Source organism: Aquimarina sp. AU474 (assembly GCF_900312815.1).
GTDB lineage: Bacteria > Bacteroidota > Bacteroidia > Flavobacteriales > Flavobacteriaceae > Aquimarina.
On the sequence record NZ_OMPE01000006.1, the window covers coordinates 57883 to 72986 of the forward strand.

At 33.6% G+C, this 15104-nt stretch carries 15 protein-coding genes; 4 read left to right on the forward strand and 11 right to left on the reverse strand.

Going from position 1 to position 15104, the window contains the following annotated elements; all coding sequences use genetic code 11:
* The first annotated feature begins 18 nt into the window (after positions 1-18).
* Complete coding sequence (locus DK508_RS04945; RefSeq protein ID WP_109299639.1) at positions 19-240, forward strand: hypothetical protein; 222 nt, start codon at positions 19-21, stop codon at positions 238-240.
* 125 nt (positions 241-365) lie between these two features.
* On the forward strand, positions 366-1493 hold the full coding sequence (locus tag DK508_RS04950) for a pentapeptide repeat-containing protein (protein ID WP_160114566.1): 1128 nt from the start codon (positions 366-368) through the stop codon (positions 1491-1493).
* A 2-nt stretch (positions 1494-1495) separates the two neighbouring features.
* Here DK508_RS04950 and DK508_RS04955 read toward each other — a convergent pair whose 3' ends face one another.
* Together DK508_RS04955 and DK508_RS04960 are read right to left on the reverse strand one after the other, a co-directional pair.
* Positions 1496-1930: a hypothetical protein gene (locus DK508_RS04955; RefSeq protein WP_109299641.1), complete on the reverse strand. Its 435-nt coding sequence runs from the start codon at positions 1928-1930 to the stop codon at positions 1496-1498.
* 3 nt (positions 1931-1933) lie between these two features.
* A complete protein-coding gene (locus tag DK508_RS04960; RefSeq protein ID WP_109299642.1) occupies positions 1934-2638 on the reverse strand; it encodes a methyltransferase domain-containing protein in 705 nt (234 codons plus the stop codon).
* Positions 2639-2715: 77 nt separating this feature from the next.
* On the opposite strand from DK508_RS04960, the gene DK508_RS04965 reads away from it, so the two are divergent.
* Positions 2716-3282: a nitroreductase gene (locus DK508_RS04965; protein ID WP_109299643.1), complete on the forward strand. Its 567-nt coding sequence runs from the start codon at positions 2716-2718 to the stop codon at positions 3280-3282.
* Between the two features lie 58 nt (positions 3283-3340).
* Here DK508_RS04965 and DK508_RS04970 read toward each other — a convergent pair whose 3' ends face one another.
* The 4 genes from DK508_RS04970 to DK508_RS04985 all read right to left on the reverse strand — a co-directional run bounded on the left by DK508_RS04970 (position 3341) and on the right by DK508_RS04985 (position 6252).
* Positions 3341-3721: a hypothetical protein gene (locus DK508_RS04970; protein ID WP_109299644.1), complete on the reverse strand. Its 381-nt coding sequence runs from the start codon at positions 3719-3721 to the stop codon at positions 3341-3343.
* Positions 3722-3831: 110 nt separating this feature from the next.
* Positions 3832-4608 (reverse strand): TIGR03915 family putative DNA repair protein, encoded by a 777-nt coding sequence (locus DK508_RS04975; protein WP_109299645.1) that lies wholly within the window; start codon positions 4606-4608, stop codon positions 3832-3834.
* A gap of 11 nt (positions 4609-4619) precedes the next feature.
* Positions 4620-5882: a putative DNA modification/repair radical SAM protein gene (locus tag DK508_RS04980; protein ID WP_109299646.1), complete on the reverse strand. Its 1263-nt coding sequence runs from the start codon at positions 5880-5882 to the stop codon at positions 4620-4622.
* On the reverse strand, positions 5872-6252 hold the full coding sequence (locus DK508_RS04985; protein WP_109299647.1) for an endonuclease domain-containing protein: 381 nt from the start codon (positions 6250-6252) through the stop codon (positions 5872-5874). The genes DK508_RS04980 and DK508_RS04985 overlap by 11 nt, the downstream gene beginning before the upstream one ends.
* 167 nt (positions 6253-6419) lie before the next feature.
* Here DK508_RS04985 and DK508_RS04990 point away from each other — a divergent pair, with 167 nt between their 5' ends.
* A complete protein-coding gene (locus tag DK508_RS04990) occupies positions 6420-7187 on the forward strand; it encodes a S24 family peptidase (protein WP_109299648.1) in 768 nt (255 codons plus the stop codon).
* On the opposite strand, the gene DK508_RS04995 is transcribed toward DK508_RS04990, so the two are convergent.
* From DK508_RS04995 to DK508_RS05015, 5 genes are all read right to left on the reverse strand, one after another.
* Positions 7184-8185 (reverse strand): App1 family protein, encoded by a 1002-nt coding sequence (locus DK508_RS04995; RefSeq protein ID WP_109299649.1) that lies wholly within the window; start codon positions 8183-8185, stop codon positions 7184-7186. The genes DK508_RS04990 and DK508_RS04995 overlap by 4 nt on opposite strands.
* Before the next feature lie 86 nt (positions 8186-8271).
* Positions 8272-10572 (reverse strand): sodium-translocating pyrophosphatase, encoded by a 2301-nt coding sequence (locus tag DK508_RS05000; protein WP_109299650.1) that lies wholly within the window; start codon positions 10570-10572, stop codon positions 8272-8274.
* Positions 10573-10684: 112 nt separating this feature from the next.
* Positions 10685-11215 carry an inorganic diphosphatase gene (locus tag DK508_RS05005; RefSeq protein ID WP_109299651.1) on the reverse strand — a complete coding sequence of 177 codons (531 nt, stop codon included), beginning with the start codon at positions 11213-11215 and terminating at the stop codon, positions 10685-10687.
* Between the two features lie 183 nt (positions 11216-11398).
* Positions 11399-13894, reverse strand: coding sequence for a DUF5686 and carboxypeptidase-like regulatory domain-containing protein (locus tag DK508_RS05010; RefSeq protein ID WP_109299652.1), 2496 nt, complete (start codon positions 13892-13894; stop codon positions 11399-11401).
* Positions 13895-14002: 108 nt separating this feature from the next.
* Positions 14003-14980, reverse strand: a complete 978-nt coding sequence (locus DK508_RS05015) for a pyruvate dehydrogenase complex E1 component subunit beta (RefSeq protein WP_109299653.1) — start codon at positions 14978-14980, stop codon at positions 14003-14005.
* Positions 14981-15104: the final 124 nt, after the last annotated feature.

Consider the following 15104-nt stretch of genomic DNA (forward strand, 5'->3'; position numbering starts at 1 on the left):
TGTTTAAAAAGATATGTCATGAAAAATGATTTAAATAACGCCGAAATACGTTTGATTATCCATAATTTGATCACTTTTATAGTAGTTGATGCTAAAGAATACGTAAGTGATAAACACAAAAAAGAATATGTTCTGGGTTATGTGCATCTTTTGATTAAAACTATTAATCTTATAGATGACGATGTAGAATTTTCGGTTATAGAAGATATTGCTAATGACATTTCAATGTATCTTGAATAAGTATTTGTTGAATTCTCCATGTTTTTGAAAGAAGGCCTTTTTATCTGGGATAAATGGGCTTTCTTTTTCTAAGTAATAATAACTTTTATATCTTGAACGTTTTAATATCCAAAATCTATAGTATAGTGAACAACGAACAAGAATACATTGATAGATTAAAAACTGAGAATAAGTTACTTCAGGATAAACTGGATAAGATAAATACAGGGAAGCAAAAGAAAAGAAAATTTAGGCGGTGGCTTCTAAAAAAATCTAGTGTTCCTATTTTTGGTTCAAGACTTAAAAAAAGCATTAGTAATGCCATTAACGAGTATAAAGAATTTAAAACGGTATCTGTAGATACAGTTTCTGATGTTTCTTCAAGTTTGATATGGAGAATTACCAGAATTGGTTTATTCGCTTTTATGGTGGCTATAGTGCCTGCTGCGGTTTTGATTTTTCAGACAAAGTTGTTGATGAATCAAAATAAATTAATTACTAGTCAAAATAACCTGGTAGAAGCAGATCGAAGATCATCCCTTGTTTTTGTAATGGGAGATGTATTAGCCGATCTCAATGAAGAATTAAAATATAAAGGATCTAGTAGTCGAAACATTAGTAAGACTTTAGAAGCAAGAATAATTGGATTATGTATGGCAATGAAGCCATATAAGTTTATTGAAAACGGTGAATTGATTAAGGAGCCTATTAGTCCAGAAAGAGGGCAGTTATTATTTAGTCTTTTAAAAAGTGATTTGGGTACAGAATCCTCTCAGGATATCTTAAACTCTGCGGATTTTAAATATACTAATCTTAGAAAGGTGAATTTGGGAAGAGGTGTGAACCTAAAGTATGCAAGATTGGACTACTCCGATTTGAGTGAAGCTCAAATGCCTGCTGCTAATTTAGAACGAAGCGAGCTTAAGGAAGCCCAAATGAGTAAAATAAATCTATCAGATGCTATACTAAAAAGAGCAAGACTACATAACGCTAATTTACAACGAGCAGAATTATTAAGTGCTGATTTAACGCATGCTAATTTGTTTGGAGCTGATCTTACGGGAGCAGATTTATCCGAAGCAACTTTGTGGGGTACGAAATTAGAAAATGCGAATTTAAGCGATGTTATTTTGGATAATGCTATTGTGGATAGGCAAGATTGGATTGACTACATAGACGATACCTTAAATATTAAAGGTGCTGGAGATATTGCCGATAAGTATAGGGTTAAAAAGCAAGGGAAACAACAGTTTGTATTAATTCCCAGGAAATAATTTCATTCTTGTTTTAAAAAAATAAGCCTATGTATTTTTTGTACTAACCAATTCCCTGCAGGGAAGTATAAAGCAAAAAATAATGCCATCCCTAAACTAAAATTTTGAGGACTAAATATCTGATCTAAAATATTATTGGGATACACGTATGATGTGTGAAGCCAATAGCCTAAGAACTCTAATATTCCCATAGCAACTAACCCATAAGCATACTGGTTAAAAAAGGTATAATTTTTCAATAAAATTGAAATCGGTACCATATACAAGATGTAACATGTAATTACTTGCCACCAATATGAAAATCTTGCTATTTCCATTTCTGCACCAAAACGATTCATACCTAACCCCCATAAAAAATAAATAACAACGTACGTTAAGATTAGTGTTTTGGGAGTTTCTTGTAATATTTTTAGCTTTTTTACTACTGTGTTAATCATATGTTACGGTTCTATTTTAGCGACCATACGGAAAAATGGTTTTTTATTAATTTTAAATTTTTTGCTACTACTTTGTTTTATGATTTCTCGCAATTCATTAATCGAAAAAGCTCTTTGGATAGCAGTCAAACCATCCTTTTTTGCCATATTAGAAATAGGTAATAAATAGCTCATATTTTTAAACAAATAATAAGCCATTCTGCTTCTATACAGTTCACTAAAAATAATATGTTTTATCTTTTTTCGTTGCGTTTTTTTTAAAAAATCAACAAGACCCTCATTGTCAAAATGATAGATAAAATGACTGCTTATTAGAAGATCGCAATCTGGGATTTTAAAATTTTTGTCAAGTATATCTGCAACTACAAAATTAATATTTTGCGAATGAGGTATTTTTTCTGAAGCAAACAATATACTAGAGGGGTTACCATCTATTCCTGTAAAAGAGACTTCAACATCTTTTTGTTTAAGTTTTTTGGAAATGTAAAAAATGCAATCACCTCCTCCGCAACCTAAATCGACTATATGAATTCGTTTTTTATTCTTATTCTTTTTACAATATTGTACTACTGCATTAGATAATTGTGTGTGGTTCCCTAAAACCGAATTTATCCATTTTAGGCTGGATAAAGTGTGTGTAAGCGGTTCTCCGGATAAGGATAAGTCATCCAGTTTTTCTGATGTACGTAGTCTTACTCTGGGATTCATTAATAGTACATTAAATAGCTATTAGGCATCATTAGTCATAAGAATAATAATAACTTTACAAAAAAAGAAATTGTAGGATGAAAATAAATGATATTATTAAAAAAAGGAGATCTGTTTTTCCACCGCAATATAATGATACACCTATATCTGAGGCGTTAATAAAAACAGTTTTAGAAAATGCAAATTGGGCACCAACACACAGATTAACAGAACCATGGCGTTTTAAAGTTTTACGAGGGGGAGCAAAGGATAGGTTAGGCACGTTTTTATCGAATACATATACCGATATTACGCCAGATGCCAGTTTTTCTCCTTTTAAGCATAAAAAAATTATCAATAATTGTAAATCTGCAAATGTTATCATTTTGATATGCATGCAAAGAGATCTCGAAGAGCGAATACCAGAATGGGAAGAAATAGCATCTACCGCCATGGCAGTCCAAAACATGTGGTTAACATGTTCAGAATATGGTGTGGGTTCTTATTGGAGTAGTCCTAAGTTAATTGAATATATGGGTGATTTTTTAGAATTTGAAGAAGGAGAACGCTGTTTGGGTATCTTTTATATGGGGAATTATGATGCTGAAGTTGAGCTAGATTCAAAAAGAGAGAGTATAGCCAACAAGGTTAAATGGTTGGATTAAAATATAAAAGCCATCTCAAATATTTGAGATGGCTTTAAAAAATTACATTAAATTTTGATTACTGCTTTTTTAGAGCGTCTTTAGCGGCATTAGCAGCTTTATCAGTACCTTCTTTTGCAGCGTCTTTTACAGCGTCTGTAGCTTCACCAGCGGCATCTTTTGCAGCGTCTACTGCATCACCAGCAGCATCCTTTGCAGCATCTACTGCATCACCAGCAGCATCTTTTGCAGCGTCTACTGCATCACCAGCAGCGTCTTTTGCAGCGTCTACTGCTTCACCAGCAGCGTCTTTTGCAGCATCTGCAGCTTCACCAGCAGCATCTACTGCTTCTGTAGCTGCATCTTTAGCAGCTTCTTCTGCCTTATTAGCTGTTTCTCTACATGATGTTACTGATACTGCTAACATTAGAGCCATAGCTCCTAGAAAAATTTTTTTCATAATAAATAGATATAGTTATTTGGTTACTTAACGTCAAATGTAACACTTTATTTTAACAGTTAAAAAAGCTTCCTAGATTGAAAGTGTAAAACATGTCAAATCTATTTGACTTATGAATTGTTAGTTTTTTCAATAAGATACTTCCAATATCGTTTTGGGATATGCTGTAAATGAAGTTTCGTATTTTTTCGGGAGGTAATGTTTACGCTTCTATAATAGGTGCTCCAAAGTTTTTGGAAATCCCTTTCTTGACCATTATAATGCTTTTCGATGTTTTTAGAGGATATTGTGTTACTATTCTCAAAAGTTATGATTTCTACAGAAGAAAGGTTGTAATATAGGCCATATTTTCTCGTGGTATCATAAATGAGCCATTTTTGATCGGCATAACGATCTTTGAAGTGATGTGAAATTAATGGTAATACATTGAAATCTGGAGCAACTGTTGCTACGTATACGTTGTCGTTGGTTAATTGGAAACGAACAAATGCTTCCATTCTATGTTTTTCACGTTGAACCATTTTAGCAACTTGAGTAATTTTCAAAATATTTTTATTGCTAAAATCGGTACTTGGGGCATGTGTTTTTTCAAAAACATGCCTCATATAATTCAATAATGTATTCTCAACTCCTTTAATTTCACTCAAAAAAACTTTGAAAAAATCCCGTTGTTGTGTAGCATTTGTTTTTTCTTTAAAACCTTTCCATACTCGATGTGCTTTATGTTCTTCAGTTACAATGTGCTCAACAATCATAAACATTTGATTATTAGTTTGCGATGCTTTTCTAATTATTGGGTTTTTTATTTTTTGATCATATACAATAAAAATGCAAGATAAGAACCCATCAAAACTTCCATCGTAGACTAATATGGTTTGTGGATTCATTCTCTTTGCTTTTATGAAAATAAACTAAGTTGTTGATTAAAATAATTAGAGTATTTACTTTTCGTACTTTTTAATATTTTATTTTTTAACATTATTGGGGTCAGATCTTTAGAGTAAAAGTCTTTAGAGTTGCATGTAATAAAATATTGGGCTCTGTTTGTGGCGATACCAATTGCTTTAAGATGCGACCAATCTAAACGTCTAAATTTTCTTGCCTGTACTATTTTTGAAACTGATGCCATACCAATTCCAGGTACACGCGCCAACGTTCTTTTATCCGCGGTGTTAATATCAATCGGGAAGAGTTGTAAATTACGCAATGCCCAACTCAACTTTGGGTCTATATCCAAATCTAAATTTTTATGCGTAGTATTAAGTATTTCGGCGATAGAAAACCCATAAAACCTAATTAACCAATCCGTTTGATACAATCTGTTTTCTCTTAGAGTAGGCACCTCAGTTCCTATGGATGGTAAGCGGTTATCTGGCATAACCGGTATGTAACCAGAATAATATACTCTACGCATATTGAATTTTTTGTAATAATATGTGGCAGAATACATAATATCTTTATCACTTTCTCCTGTGGCGCCAATGATCATTTGTGTGCTTTGACCAGCTGGGGCATAACGAGGTGTTGATTTAATAATTTTTTTTTCGGTTTTGTACTGAATAATTTCATTTTTTACCTTTTGCATAGGTTTTATGAAATCTTCATGTTTTTTATCTGGAGCTAACAACTTGAGTCCTGAAACTGTGGGGATTTCTATATTTACACTTAATCGATCTGCATATAATCCAGCCTGCCTCATCAATTCATCACTTGCTCCTGGAATAGATTTAAGGTGTATGTAACCATTAAAATTTTCTTCTAAACGCAGTTTTTTGGCTACAGTTATCAACCTTTCCATGGTGTAATCTGAGTTTTTGAAAATACCTGAACTTAGAAACAATCCTTCTATATAATTTCTTCTATAAAAATTTATGGTAAGATCAACTACTTCCTGGATTTTGAAAGCAGCGCGTTTAATATCATTACTTTTCCTAGTAACGCAATATGCACAATCATATATACAATGATTGGTGAGTAATATTTTTAAGAGAGAAACACAACGTCCATCTTCAGTATAGGTATGACAAATGCCCATACCAGTGTTGTTGCCTAGCCCTTTTTGAGTATTTGCTCGTTTACCACCACTACTCGCACAAGAAACATCGTATTTTGCTGCATCTGCAAGAATTGAGAGTTTCTCTCTAATTCGATCAAACGACATATACGGTAGATGCAGATTTTATCTGGTTTTTAAGTGCTCTAAGTACTTCATCAATATCAACCAAAATTTGATGATCGGTAAATCGAAACACTGTTATACCCAAAGATGAAATACATAATTTTTTTGGAGCATCCTGATTATAGATTTCAAGAAACTCGTGTGCATAACCATCTATCTCTATTGCTATTTTTAGTTGAGGACAATAAAAGTTAAAATGGTAACGACCAATAGTTTGATTTCTTAGAAAATGATACCCTTTTTCATTAAGTTTTATTTCAAGATCATCAATAACTTTAATAGTGTTGTTTAAAGAATGCCGAATTACTTTTTCTGGCACTTTTTGATAGAGAGGAATAACATGTGCGGACATAATTGGTGTATTTAGTTGTAATTTTTCCAAATTTATGGAAAAATTCCATATAAATTAAAATTAAATTATGTTAAAATTGGAAATATTCCAAAATCTTGTATCTTTGTTACTGGTTATCCCAGATTTAAAAGGTACATATATGATATAATAATTAAAATCCTGATTTTATGGATAATTTAACTGACCAAACAATTAAGCGGTTTAAACAAATTCGCGAAGAGAACCATTATACCCAATCCGATTTTGCTAATGTTCTTCAGATTAGAAACTCAACAGCAGATATCGAGCGCGGTAAAACAAAAATATCCGGAAAAGTTGTAGCCAGATTACTGCAAGAATTTAACATCAATCCACTATGGTTATTTGGAGAAAGTAATCAAAAAAAGATTCAACTGCATCTGGGTGATGTTTCTCCTAAAGTTATCACTGTAGATTCTCAAAATAATGAGAATATTGTTTTAGTTAACGTTAAAGCGGCTGCAGGATATCCACATAATGTGCAGGACGTGGATTGGTACCAACAATTACCAGCTTTTGACATCCCTTTACCAGAGTATAGAAATGCTACTTATAGAGGTTTTCAGGTTGAAGGAGATAGTATGATGCCTGTCTTAGAACCTAAGGAATGGGTGATAGGGAAAGCAATTAATAACCTTTCTGAAATTGGTAATAACTCAATCTGTGTTGTTGTTCTTGAAGATAGTGTTGTGGTAAAAAAGATAAAGAAAAATGAAGATGCTTCTGTGATTACATTGGTATCATTAAATTCTGAATATTTACCCTACAATATTCAAACACATCAAATCGTAGAGTTATGGGAAATAAATAGCAAATTAAGTTTTAATATTGATGCTAATTCTGATACTGCTAGTCTCAAACAACTTCAAGAAGCAATGCTTGTATTAACTTCTGAAGTGCGAAATTTAAAAAGTTAATTGATTATACCTAATTTCTTTGCATGTACTATGGCTTCATCTGAAGTGCGTACCAATAGGATAGGTGTTATTTTGAAGGAATCTATTATTTTTTGAATCCGTTTTTCTTTTCGCTTATGATTTACACTTCTTAAATATATTGCCAAAATGCGATCTGGATATTGTTTTGCTATGGTAGTATAAATATCGGCGTCCTTTTCTCCACTATCTCCAATTAATACAAATTGCATTTTTGGATACATTTTTAAAAGATTTAATATTTCAGATTTTTTATGAGGCATTTTGGGTTTTGGAGTTTTGTCAAAAGGAGTTCTGAAATCTCGTAACAAAATGGGCCCCTTGGGAAAACTATTTTTTTTAAAAAAAGCACTTAAATAATCATACAAATTCCAAGGGCTATTGCTCACATAAAAAAAAGGGTTCACTGGGTTGTTGTTTTTTCCGTTATGTAGTTTTTCATAAAACTTCACAGTTCCTTCAATAGCTAATCTTTTGTCAAAGTTTTTAAAAAAAGTATTAGCGATAACCCGCCATTTAAAAAAAGAAGCTACCCCTGTGTGTAAAATGGTGTCGTCAATATCACTGATAATACCATATTCTGCATCAGAGGAAGGGATGAGCATCTCACTTGTGAAATTGTTATTGTTGTTTATTTTCTTTTTTATCTTTTTATCATTGTACGCGACAGAATATGTAAGCCAACCTTCTTGATCAAGATAACTAGAGAGTTCTGGGATATCTTTTTCTAAATAGTAATAGCCTTCGGCATCGGTTGATGTTTCAACGATTTCACCGTTAGGGAGTTTAATTAATAAAGATATATTTCTTATTTCGTCACTTTCAAACTGACGATAAATATTTCGTAACGTTTTTAGTACATTTTGGTTTAAACCAAAATCTATGTTTTCATCTTCAAGAGCTCTTCCGGTGGCACGAAAAAGATAAGGAGTGCCATAACCTAAATAGGTGTTGATCCGTAAAGCTTTCTTTTTGAACATGTAAAAAAAGTAGATTTTGATATAAAAATAAACAACCTCACTCAAAGGAGCGAGGTTGTCAAGATATAATTTTGTGTTTTTTTATTTTAATGAAGCTTCGTAGCTACGATTTTTGACTGCGAATCTTCATTTTTCTTAAGTTCATTGCTTTTTTCTAAAGTATCTTGCCTAGATTGAACAATTTCAATATCGTTATCTGCAACAGCCGTTTCTTCAGTATGGCCTCCTAATATTGGGGCAATAACTAAACCGATTAAACAAGTTAGTTTGATTAAAATGTTCATAGATGGGCCAGAAGTATCTTTAAATGGGTCTCCTACCGTATCTCCTGTTACAGCAGCTTTATGAGCATCAGAACCCTTGTATGTCATCTCTCCGTTAATTTCTACACCAGCTTCAAAAGATTTTTTTGCGTTATCCCATGCACCACCTGCATTATTTTGAAAGATAGCCCATAATACACCACTTACTGTAACTCCGGCCATATATCCTCCAAGCATTTCGGCAATTGCCAACTTATCCATTCCAAATAATAATGGCACAAATGCAATTACCATTGGGAATCCAATAGTTAGTAAACCTGGCAACATCATTTCTTTTAAAGAAGCTTTTGTAGAAATAGCAACGCATTTGTCATATTCTGGTGTTCCTGTACCTTCCATAATACCTGCTATATCTCTAAACTGACGACGTACTTCTTGTACCATCTCCATAGCTGCTTTACCTACTGCATTCATGGCTAAAGCCGAAAACACTACAGGTACCATACCACCAACAAAAAGCATAGCTAATACTGGTGCTTTAAAAATATTAATCCCATCAATTCCGGTAAAAGTAACGTATGCCGCAAATAATGCTAAAGAAGTAAGTGCTGCCGAAGCGATAGCAAACCCTTTACCCGTTGCTGCTGTGGTGTTTCCAACAGAATCGAGAATATCTGTACGTTCTCTAACGATTGGTTCTTGTTCACTCATTTCTGCAATACCACCGGCATTGTCTGAAATAGGGCCAAAAGCATCAATAGCTAATTGCATTGCTGTAGTCGCCATCATTGCAGAAGCTGCTAAAGCAACACCATAAAACCCAGCAAAGGCATAAGATGCCCAAATTGCACCAGCAAATAATAGGACAGACGGGAAAGTAGAAATCATACCAGTTGCCAAACCAGCTATAATATTGGTTCCTGCACCTGTGCTTGATTGCTGAACAATTTTAAGAATAGGTGATTTACCCAATCCTGTATAGTATTCGGTAACAGAAGAGATCACTGCTCCAACAGTTAAACCAACTAGTGTAGCATAGAAAACTCTCATAGCCGAAATCTCTACAAGACCTTCTCCGAAAAATTCCATTTTCATAGTTTCTGGAAGCATCCACGTACATAGAGCAAAACAACCAGCGGCAACCAATATAATTGAAGTCCAGTTACCTATATTAAGAGCTCCCATTACCTGAGCTTCTTTGGCTTCATTACTTTTAATTTTCACCAACATGGTTCCTATAACAGAGATGATAATACCAACACCTGCTATAGCCATTGGTAATAATATTGGTCCAATACCACCAAAAGCATCCGAGATTGAACCTCCCATATCTTTAATTACATAGTTACCTAATACCATGGCCGCTAATACTGTTGCAACATAGGATCCAAATAAATCGGCCCCCATACCAGCAACATCTCCTACGTTATCTCCTACATTATCTGCAATTGTAGCAGGATTACGAGGGTCATCTTCAGGAATACCAGCTTCAACTTTACCAACAAGATCTGCACCCACATCTGCTGCCTTGGTATAAATACCTCCACCAACACGAGCAAATAAGGCTATAGATTCTGCACCTAAAGAGAAACCAGCTAATGTTTCTAAAACTATTGTCATTTTATCTGTAGAAACCCATTCTCCTCCCATAAAAACATTATAAAATATAATGAAGAATGCGGTAAGCCCTAGTACGGCTAATCCAGCTACTCCAAGCCCCATTACTGTACCACCACCAAAAGATATTTTTAGTGCATTAGGTAAACTAGTTCGAGCGGCTTGTGTAGTTCTAACATTTGTTTTGGTAGCAATTTTCATTCCTATGTTTCCTGCAAATGCAGAAAATACGGCTCCAAAAATAAAGGCTATTACAATTAACCAATGAGTAGTGTCTACTACTATAGAAACAATAAATAATAAGATGCTAACGATTACAACAAATATGGCAAGTAATTTATACTCCGCATTTAAGAAAGCTAAGGCACCTTCATAAATATGATCTGAAATTTCCTTCATTTTACCGTCACCGGCATCTTGTTTCATTACCCAAGATTTTTTAATGAGCATATAAATTAGCCCTAGTAATGCCAAAGCGATTGGCATATAAATCATATTTGATTCCATTAAATATATTTTAAGTTAATTAGTCGCTAAAAGTAGTAAAAATACCCTAAATACAAAAAGCTCAATATTTATAATAAAATATTGAGCTTTTTAAATTTTTTTGAAATAAAGTTTAAGAGATGCTAAACAATCCTTTAGGTTTATCTTCTATATCCTCAAAACGTTTTACACAGGCTTTGATAATATCCTTTGCTTCATCAATATTACCCCATCCGCCAACATCAACTTTTTTCTCTTCAAGATCTTTATAAACTTGAAAAAAGTGTTCAATCTCTTTTATCAAATGAGGATTCATTTCTTTTAAATCTGCAAGCTTACTAGCAATTGGATCGGCAACCGGTACGCAGATAATTTTTTCGTCCGGTCCTTTTTCGTCGGTCATGTGAAACACACCAATAGGTTTAACTTCTATGACACATCCAGGAAAAGTAGGTTCTGTTACTAATACTAAAACATCTAGAGGATCTCCGTCTAGTGCAAGAGTTTCTGGTATAAAACCATAATCTGCAGGATACATCATAGATGAAAATATCATGCGATCATAGCGTATTTTTTTGATATCAAAATCGTATTCGTATTTATTTCGACTCCCTTTTGGAATTTCGATAAGTACATCAAAGCTTTCGCGATTAGCTGCGCTCATAATTTTTGTTTTCTTTTTATGGGCGGCAAAGATAGGTATTACAAGGGGTTAGTTAAAATTTATTGCTAATAAATATCAATTTATTATTTAAATTTTAATGTAATGTTAAACTATAACGTTTTCAGGATACCAATACCATTAAAATTAATGCAATTTAATTTTGAAATTTGTCGAAGTAAAGGGTTAGAAATAAAACCCGAATGACCCTGTAACTCCAAACTTACGTGCATCAGGATTGTCAAAATAGTTCCCTCTGAAGTGAAAATCTATTCTAAAAATTTTAAAAATATTACCTACACCAAGACTGTATTCCCAATACACTTCATCTTCAGGGGCAATCAAAATTTCGTTAGAAGGTGCACTAAGTAAAATGTTTTCATCGGATAATTGTCCCCAAGCACCACGAATACCCACTAGTTCTCTAAGGTTGAGTTTTCTTAATAATGGAATTCTCGAGAAGATTCTTCCATTAAAGTTATGTTCTAGATGCAAAGTAGCATAAGTATCAGTTACAAACTCATAAAAATTAAGTAAAGGAAATGTGTTGTATATGGATAAATACGTTTGATTACCGGGTATTACACTCAGTAAACCTAAAGGTACATCTCCAAAAGTTTTCCCTAGTTCCAGTGTACTGTTTAATCGCCCAAAACCACCAATATTCCAAGGTTGTTGGTATAAGAATTGAATTTTTTGATAGTCAAAATCACTTTCGATAAGCCCTTTGATACCAACGCCATAATTAAGAAATAAGGTAGCAAAATCGCCTTCATTTACGGTTACTCGATCGACACCATACCCAGTAGTTTTTCTTCCAGGAAAATATGCCAAAGAAGTAGCGATTTCTGTTTGTTTGATTTCTGATTCGAGCGCATTAGTTTCTGAGTCTATAAAATCAAGACTAAACAGAGACCTGTCTGCTGGTTTAAGAGTTCTGTATGACCCAGTAACACCAACGGTAAAATTTTTCTTAGGTTCTAATTGCATAGAAAAAGCAGACAAATTAATTGAAGTTAACCTGTCATTATCTCCGGTTGCTATAATTGAGGAAGAGGCCAAACTTCTTCCTTCTACATCATTTGTATTGGTTAAACTAGCTCCTAATTGTTCAACATCTCTTCGGTTTCCTGCAGATACAATTAATCTTGATTTCCTGTCTACTAGGTATTTACCAGATACCCCGTATTTAAATTTTTTATCTTTAAACCCGTAAGCCCCATACCCTTCGATTCTCCATCGATCGTTAGCTGTAAAGTAAGTTCGTCCCCCTGCTCTTAATCTCCAACCTTCGATATCATTAAAACCAACCGTAGAGAATAAAGGACCAAAATCGAAACCATCAAACTCTACATACCCTGTGGCTAAGATGGTTCCTATATTATAGAGTCTTTTAAAAGCTTTTACGGTTCGTAAAGTATCTAAAAGCTTATATACTTTTTGCTCGTCTTTATTAAGCTCTTCCATTCTGGCATTTTTCCAGAAAGAATCTTCACGATTATATATGTCTTGATCATATGGATCTACTTGGCTTTGGTAGAATTTCCTGTCCTTTTTTTGATCAAATTTGTAGTTGTCAAATAATGTTGTTCTTTTTCCGTAAACACCACGAGATTTTTCCTTTTTACTAAAGGCAAAATCGGACTGAAAGTAATCTTTCGTAATTAAAAATATCGAATCGTTAAGTACGTCAAATTCTTGCTCGATATATAAATCTTTTACCCAGTTTATATTAGCACTTTTGGTAATTTCAAGATTAATTTCTTTAATAGCCCATGTGGTATCATTTACCCAGAAATCACCTTTAAAAGTGAGTTCATTTTTTCTTCGTGGGTAATAAATAATATTGTAGCACCATTTATTGCCTATGTAAGCACTATCTGATAGCACATAATTATATACGCCAACTCCTGTTCGAGATAAGGGACTAGTAAAACTTTTGTCAAAAAACTTTAGGTAGTTGTCGTATACATCATAATCCGAGTACAGGTCTTTTACAAAAGCAATAAGTGTTTGATTGTCACTAAAACCAGCATTTTTGTTTCCGGTTAAAACCTCCTTAGCTTCATTAAGCACATTGTCACCATAGACTTTTGAAATGGCTTCATTAAGGAAAATAGGTAAATATGTTTTTCCTGTTATTCTTGAGGTGTCAACATCATTAAAAATGAATTCCATACCATTAAAAATCCTACTATTGATCAAGGAACTATCTATAGTATTTAGGTCAAATTCTAACTTTTCATACTTGTCATACGTATATTGTTTGAATTTTTTGACTCCATTTTCTCTTCGATTATCCCATATTTTCTTTAGGATATCTATGGCAGGATTGTTCTTTTTAGAAGTTTTACCTTTGTAGATTACCACTTCGTCTAATGACGCAGCTTCTTCTTCCAAAGTGATCTCCATTTTGTATGTAACACTCTTTGTAAGCTTTATGGTTTTGGTTTCGAACCCAATAAATGAAATTTTAATGCTGGAATGAGTATCGTCAGACTCCATATAAAACCTACCATTCTCATCGGTTATGGTTCCAATAGTAGAATTTACGAAAACTATATTTGCAAAAGGTATTGGTTGTTTGTTGCTGTCATAAACCTGACCACCAACTTTGGTTTGCGAAAGAAGAAAAGTACAACTAAATAATGTTAGAATTCCCCCTAAAATCAAATCTCTCATCTAAAGCTATTAAAATTAATACTTGTGATAGTGTTAGTGGATCACCTCAATTTTCAGGCCAACTTTAAGATTCCTGAAATTGATGAAACGCAAAATAAAGGGTTTATTTTATTTATACATTACTTTTTTTACAGCTTTAACAACATCTTTACTATTTGGTAACCATTCTTCGAGTAATACAGGAGAATATGGAGTGGGAGTATCTGCTGTATTAATCTTTACGATGGGTGCATCTAGATAGTCAAAAATGTTAGATTGAACCTGATATGTAATTTCAGAAGCTATATTGGCTAGAGGCCAAGCTTCTTCTAGTATAACTAAGCAATTTGTTTTTTTAACCGAAGTGAATATAGCTTCTAGATCTAAAGGACGAACTGTTCTCAGATCTATAATTTCACAGGATATATTTTCTTTAGCAAGCTCATCGGCTGCTTTATAAGCTTCTTTAATAATTTTTCCGAAAGAAACGATAGTTACATCATTACCTTCTCTTTTTGTTTCGGCAACACCTAGAGGTATCGTGTATTCTCCTTCAGGAACTTCACCTTTATCACCATACATTTGCTCGCTTTCCATAAAAATAACAGGATCATTATCTCTAATGGCAGATTTTAATAATCCTTTGGCATCTTTTGGATTAGAAGGAATAACCACTTTTAATCCAGGGGTATTAGCGAACCAATTTTCAAAAGCTTGAGAATGAGTAGCTCCTAATTGTCCAGCTGAGGCTGTAGGTCCTCTGAAAACGATCGGAATATTGAACTGACCACCACTCATTTGACGCATTTTGGCAGCATTATTTATGATTTGATCAATACCTACCAAAGAGAAGTTAAAAGTCATGAACTCGATAATCGGTCGATTGCCATTCATAGCACTCCCTACGCCAATTCCTGAGAAACCTAGCTCCGAGATAGGGGTGTCTAGGACTCTATCAGAGCCAAATTCATCTAGCATACCTTTACTAGCTTTATAGGCTCCGTTATACTCTGCTACTTCTTCACCCATTAAGTAAATAGAATCGTCTCGGCGCATTTCTTCGCTCATGGCCTCGCAAATTGCTTCTCTGAATTGTATCGTTTTCATTAATATAAATGTTATTTTTGTGCTATACGAAAGGCAAAAGTAGCAATTAAAACCCTTTGATTACTCTTGAATATTGAAAAATTTATTATGCACGCATAGTAAATTAGACATTTTATTTGTACCT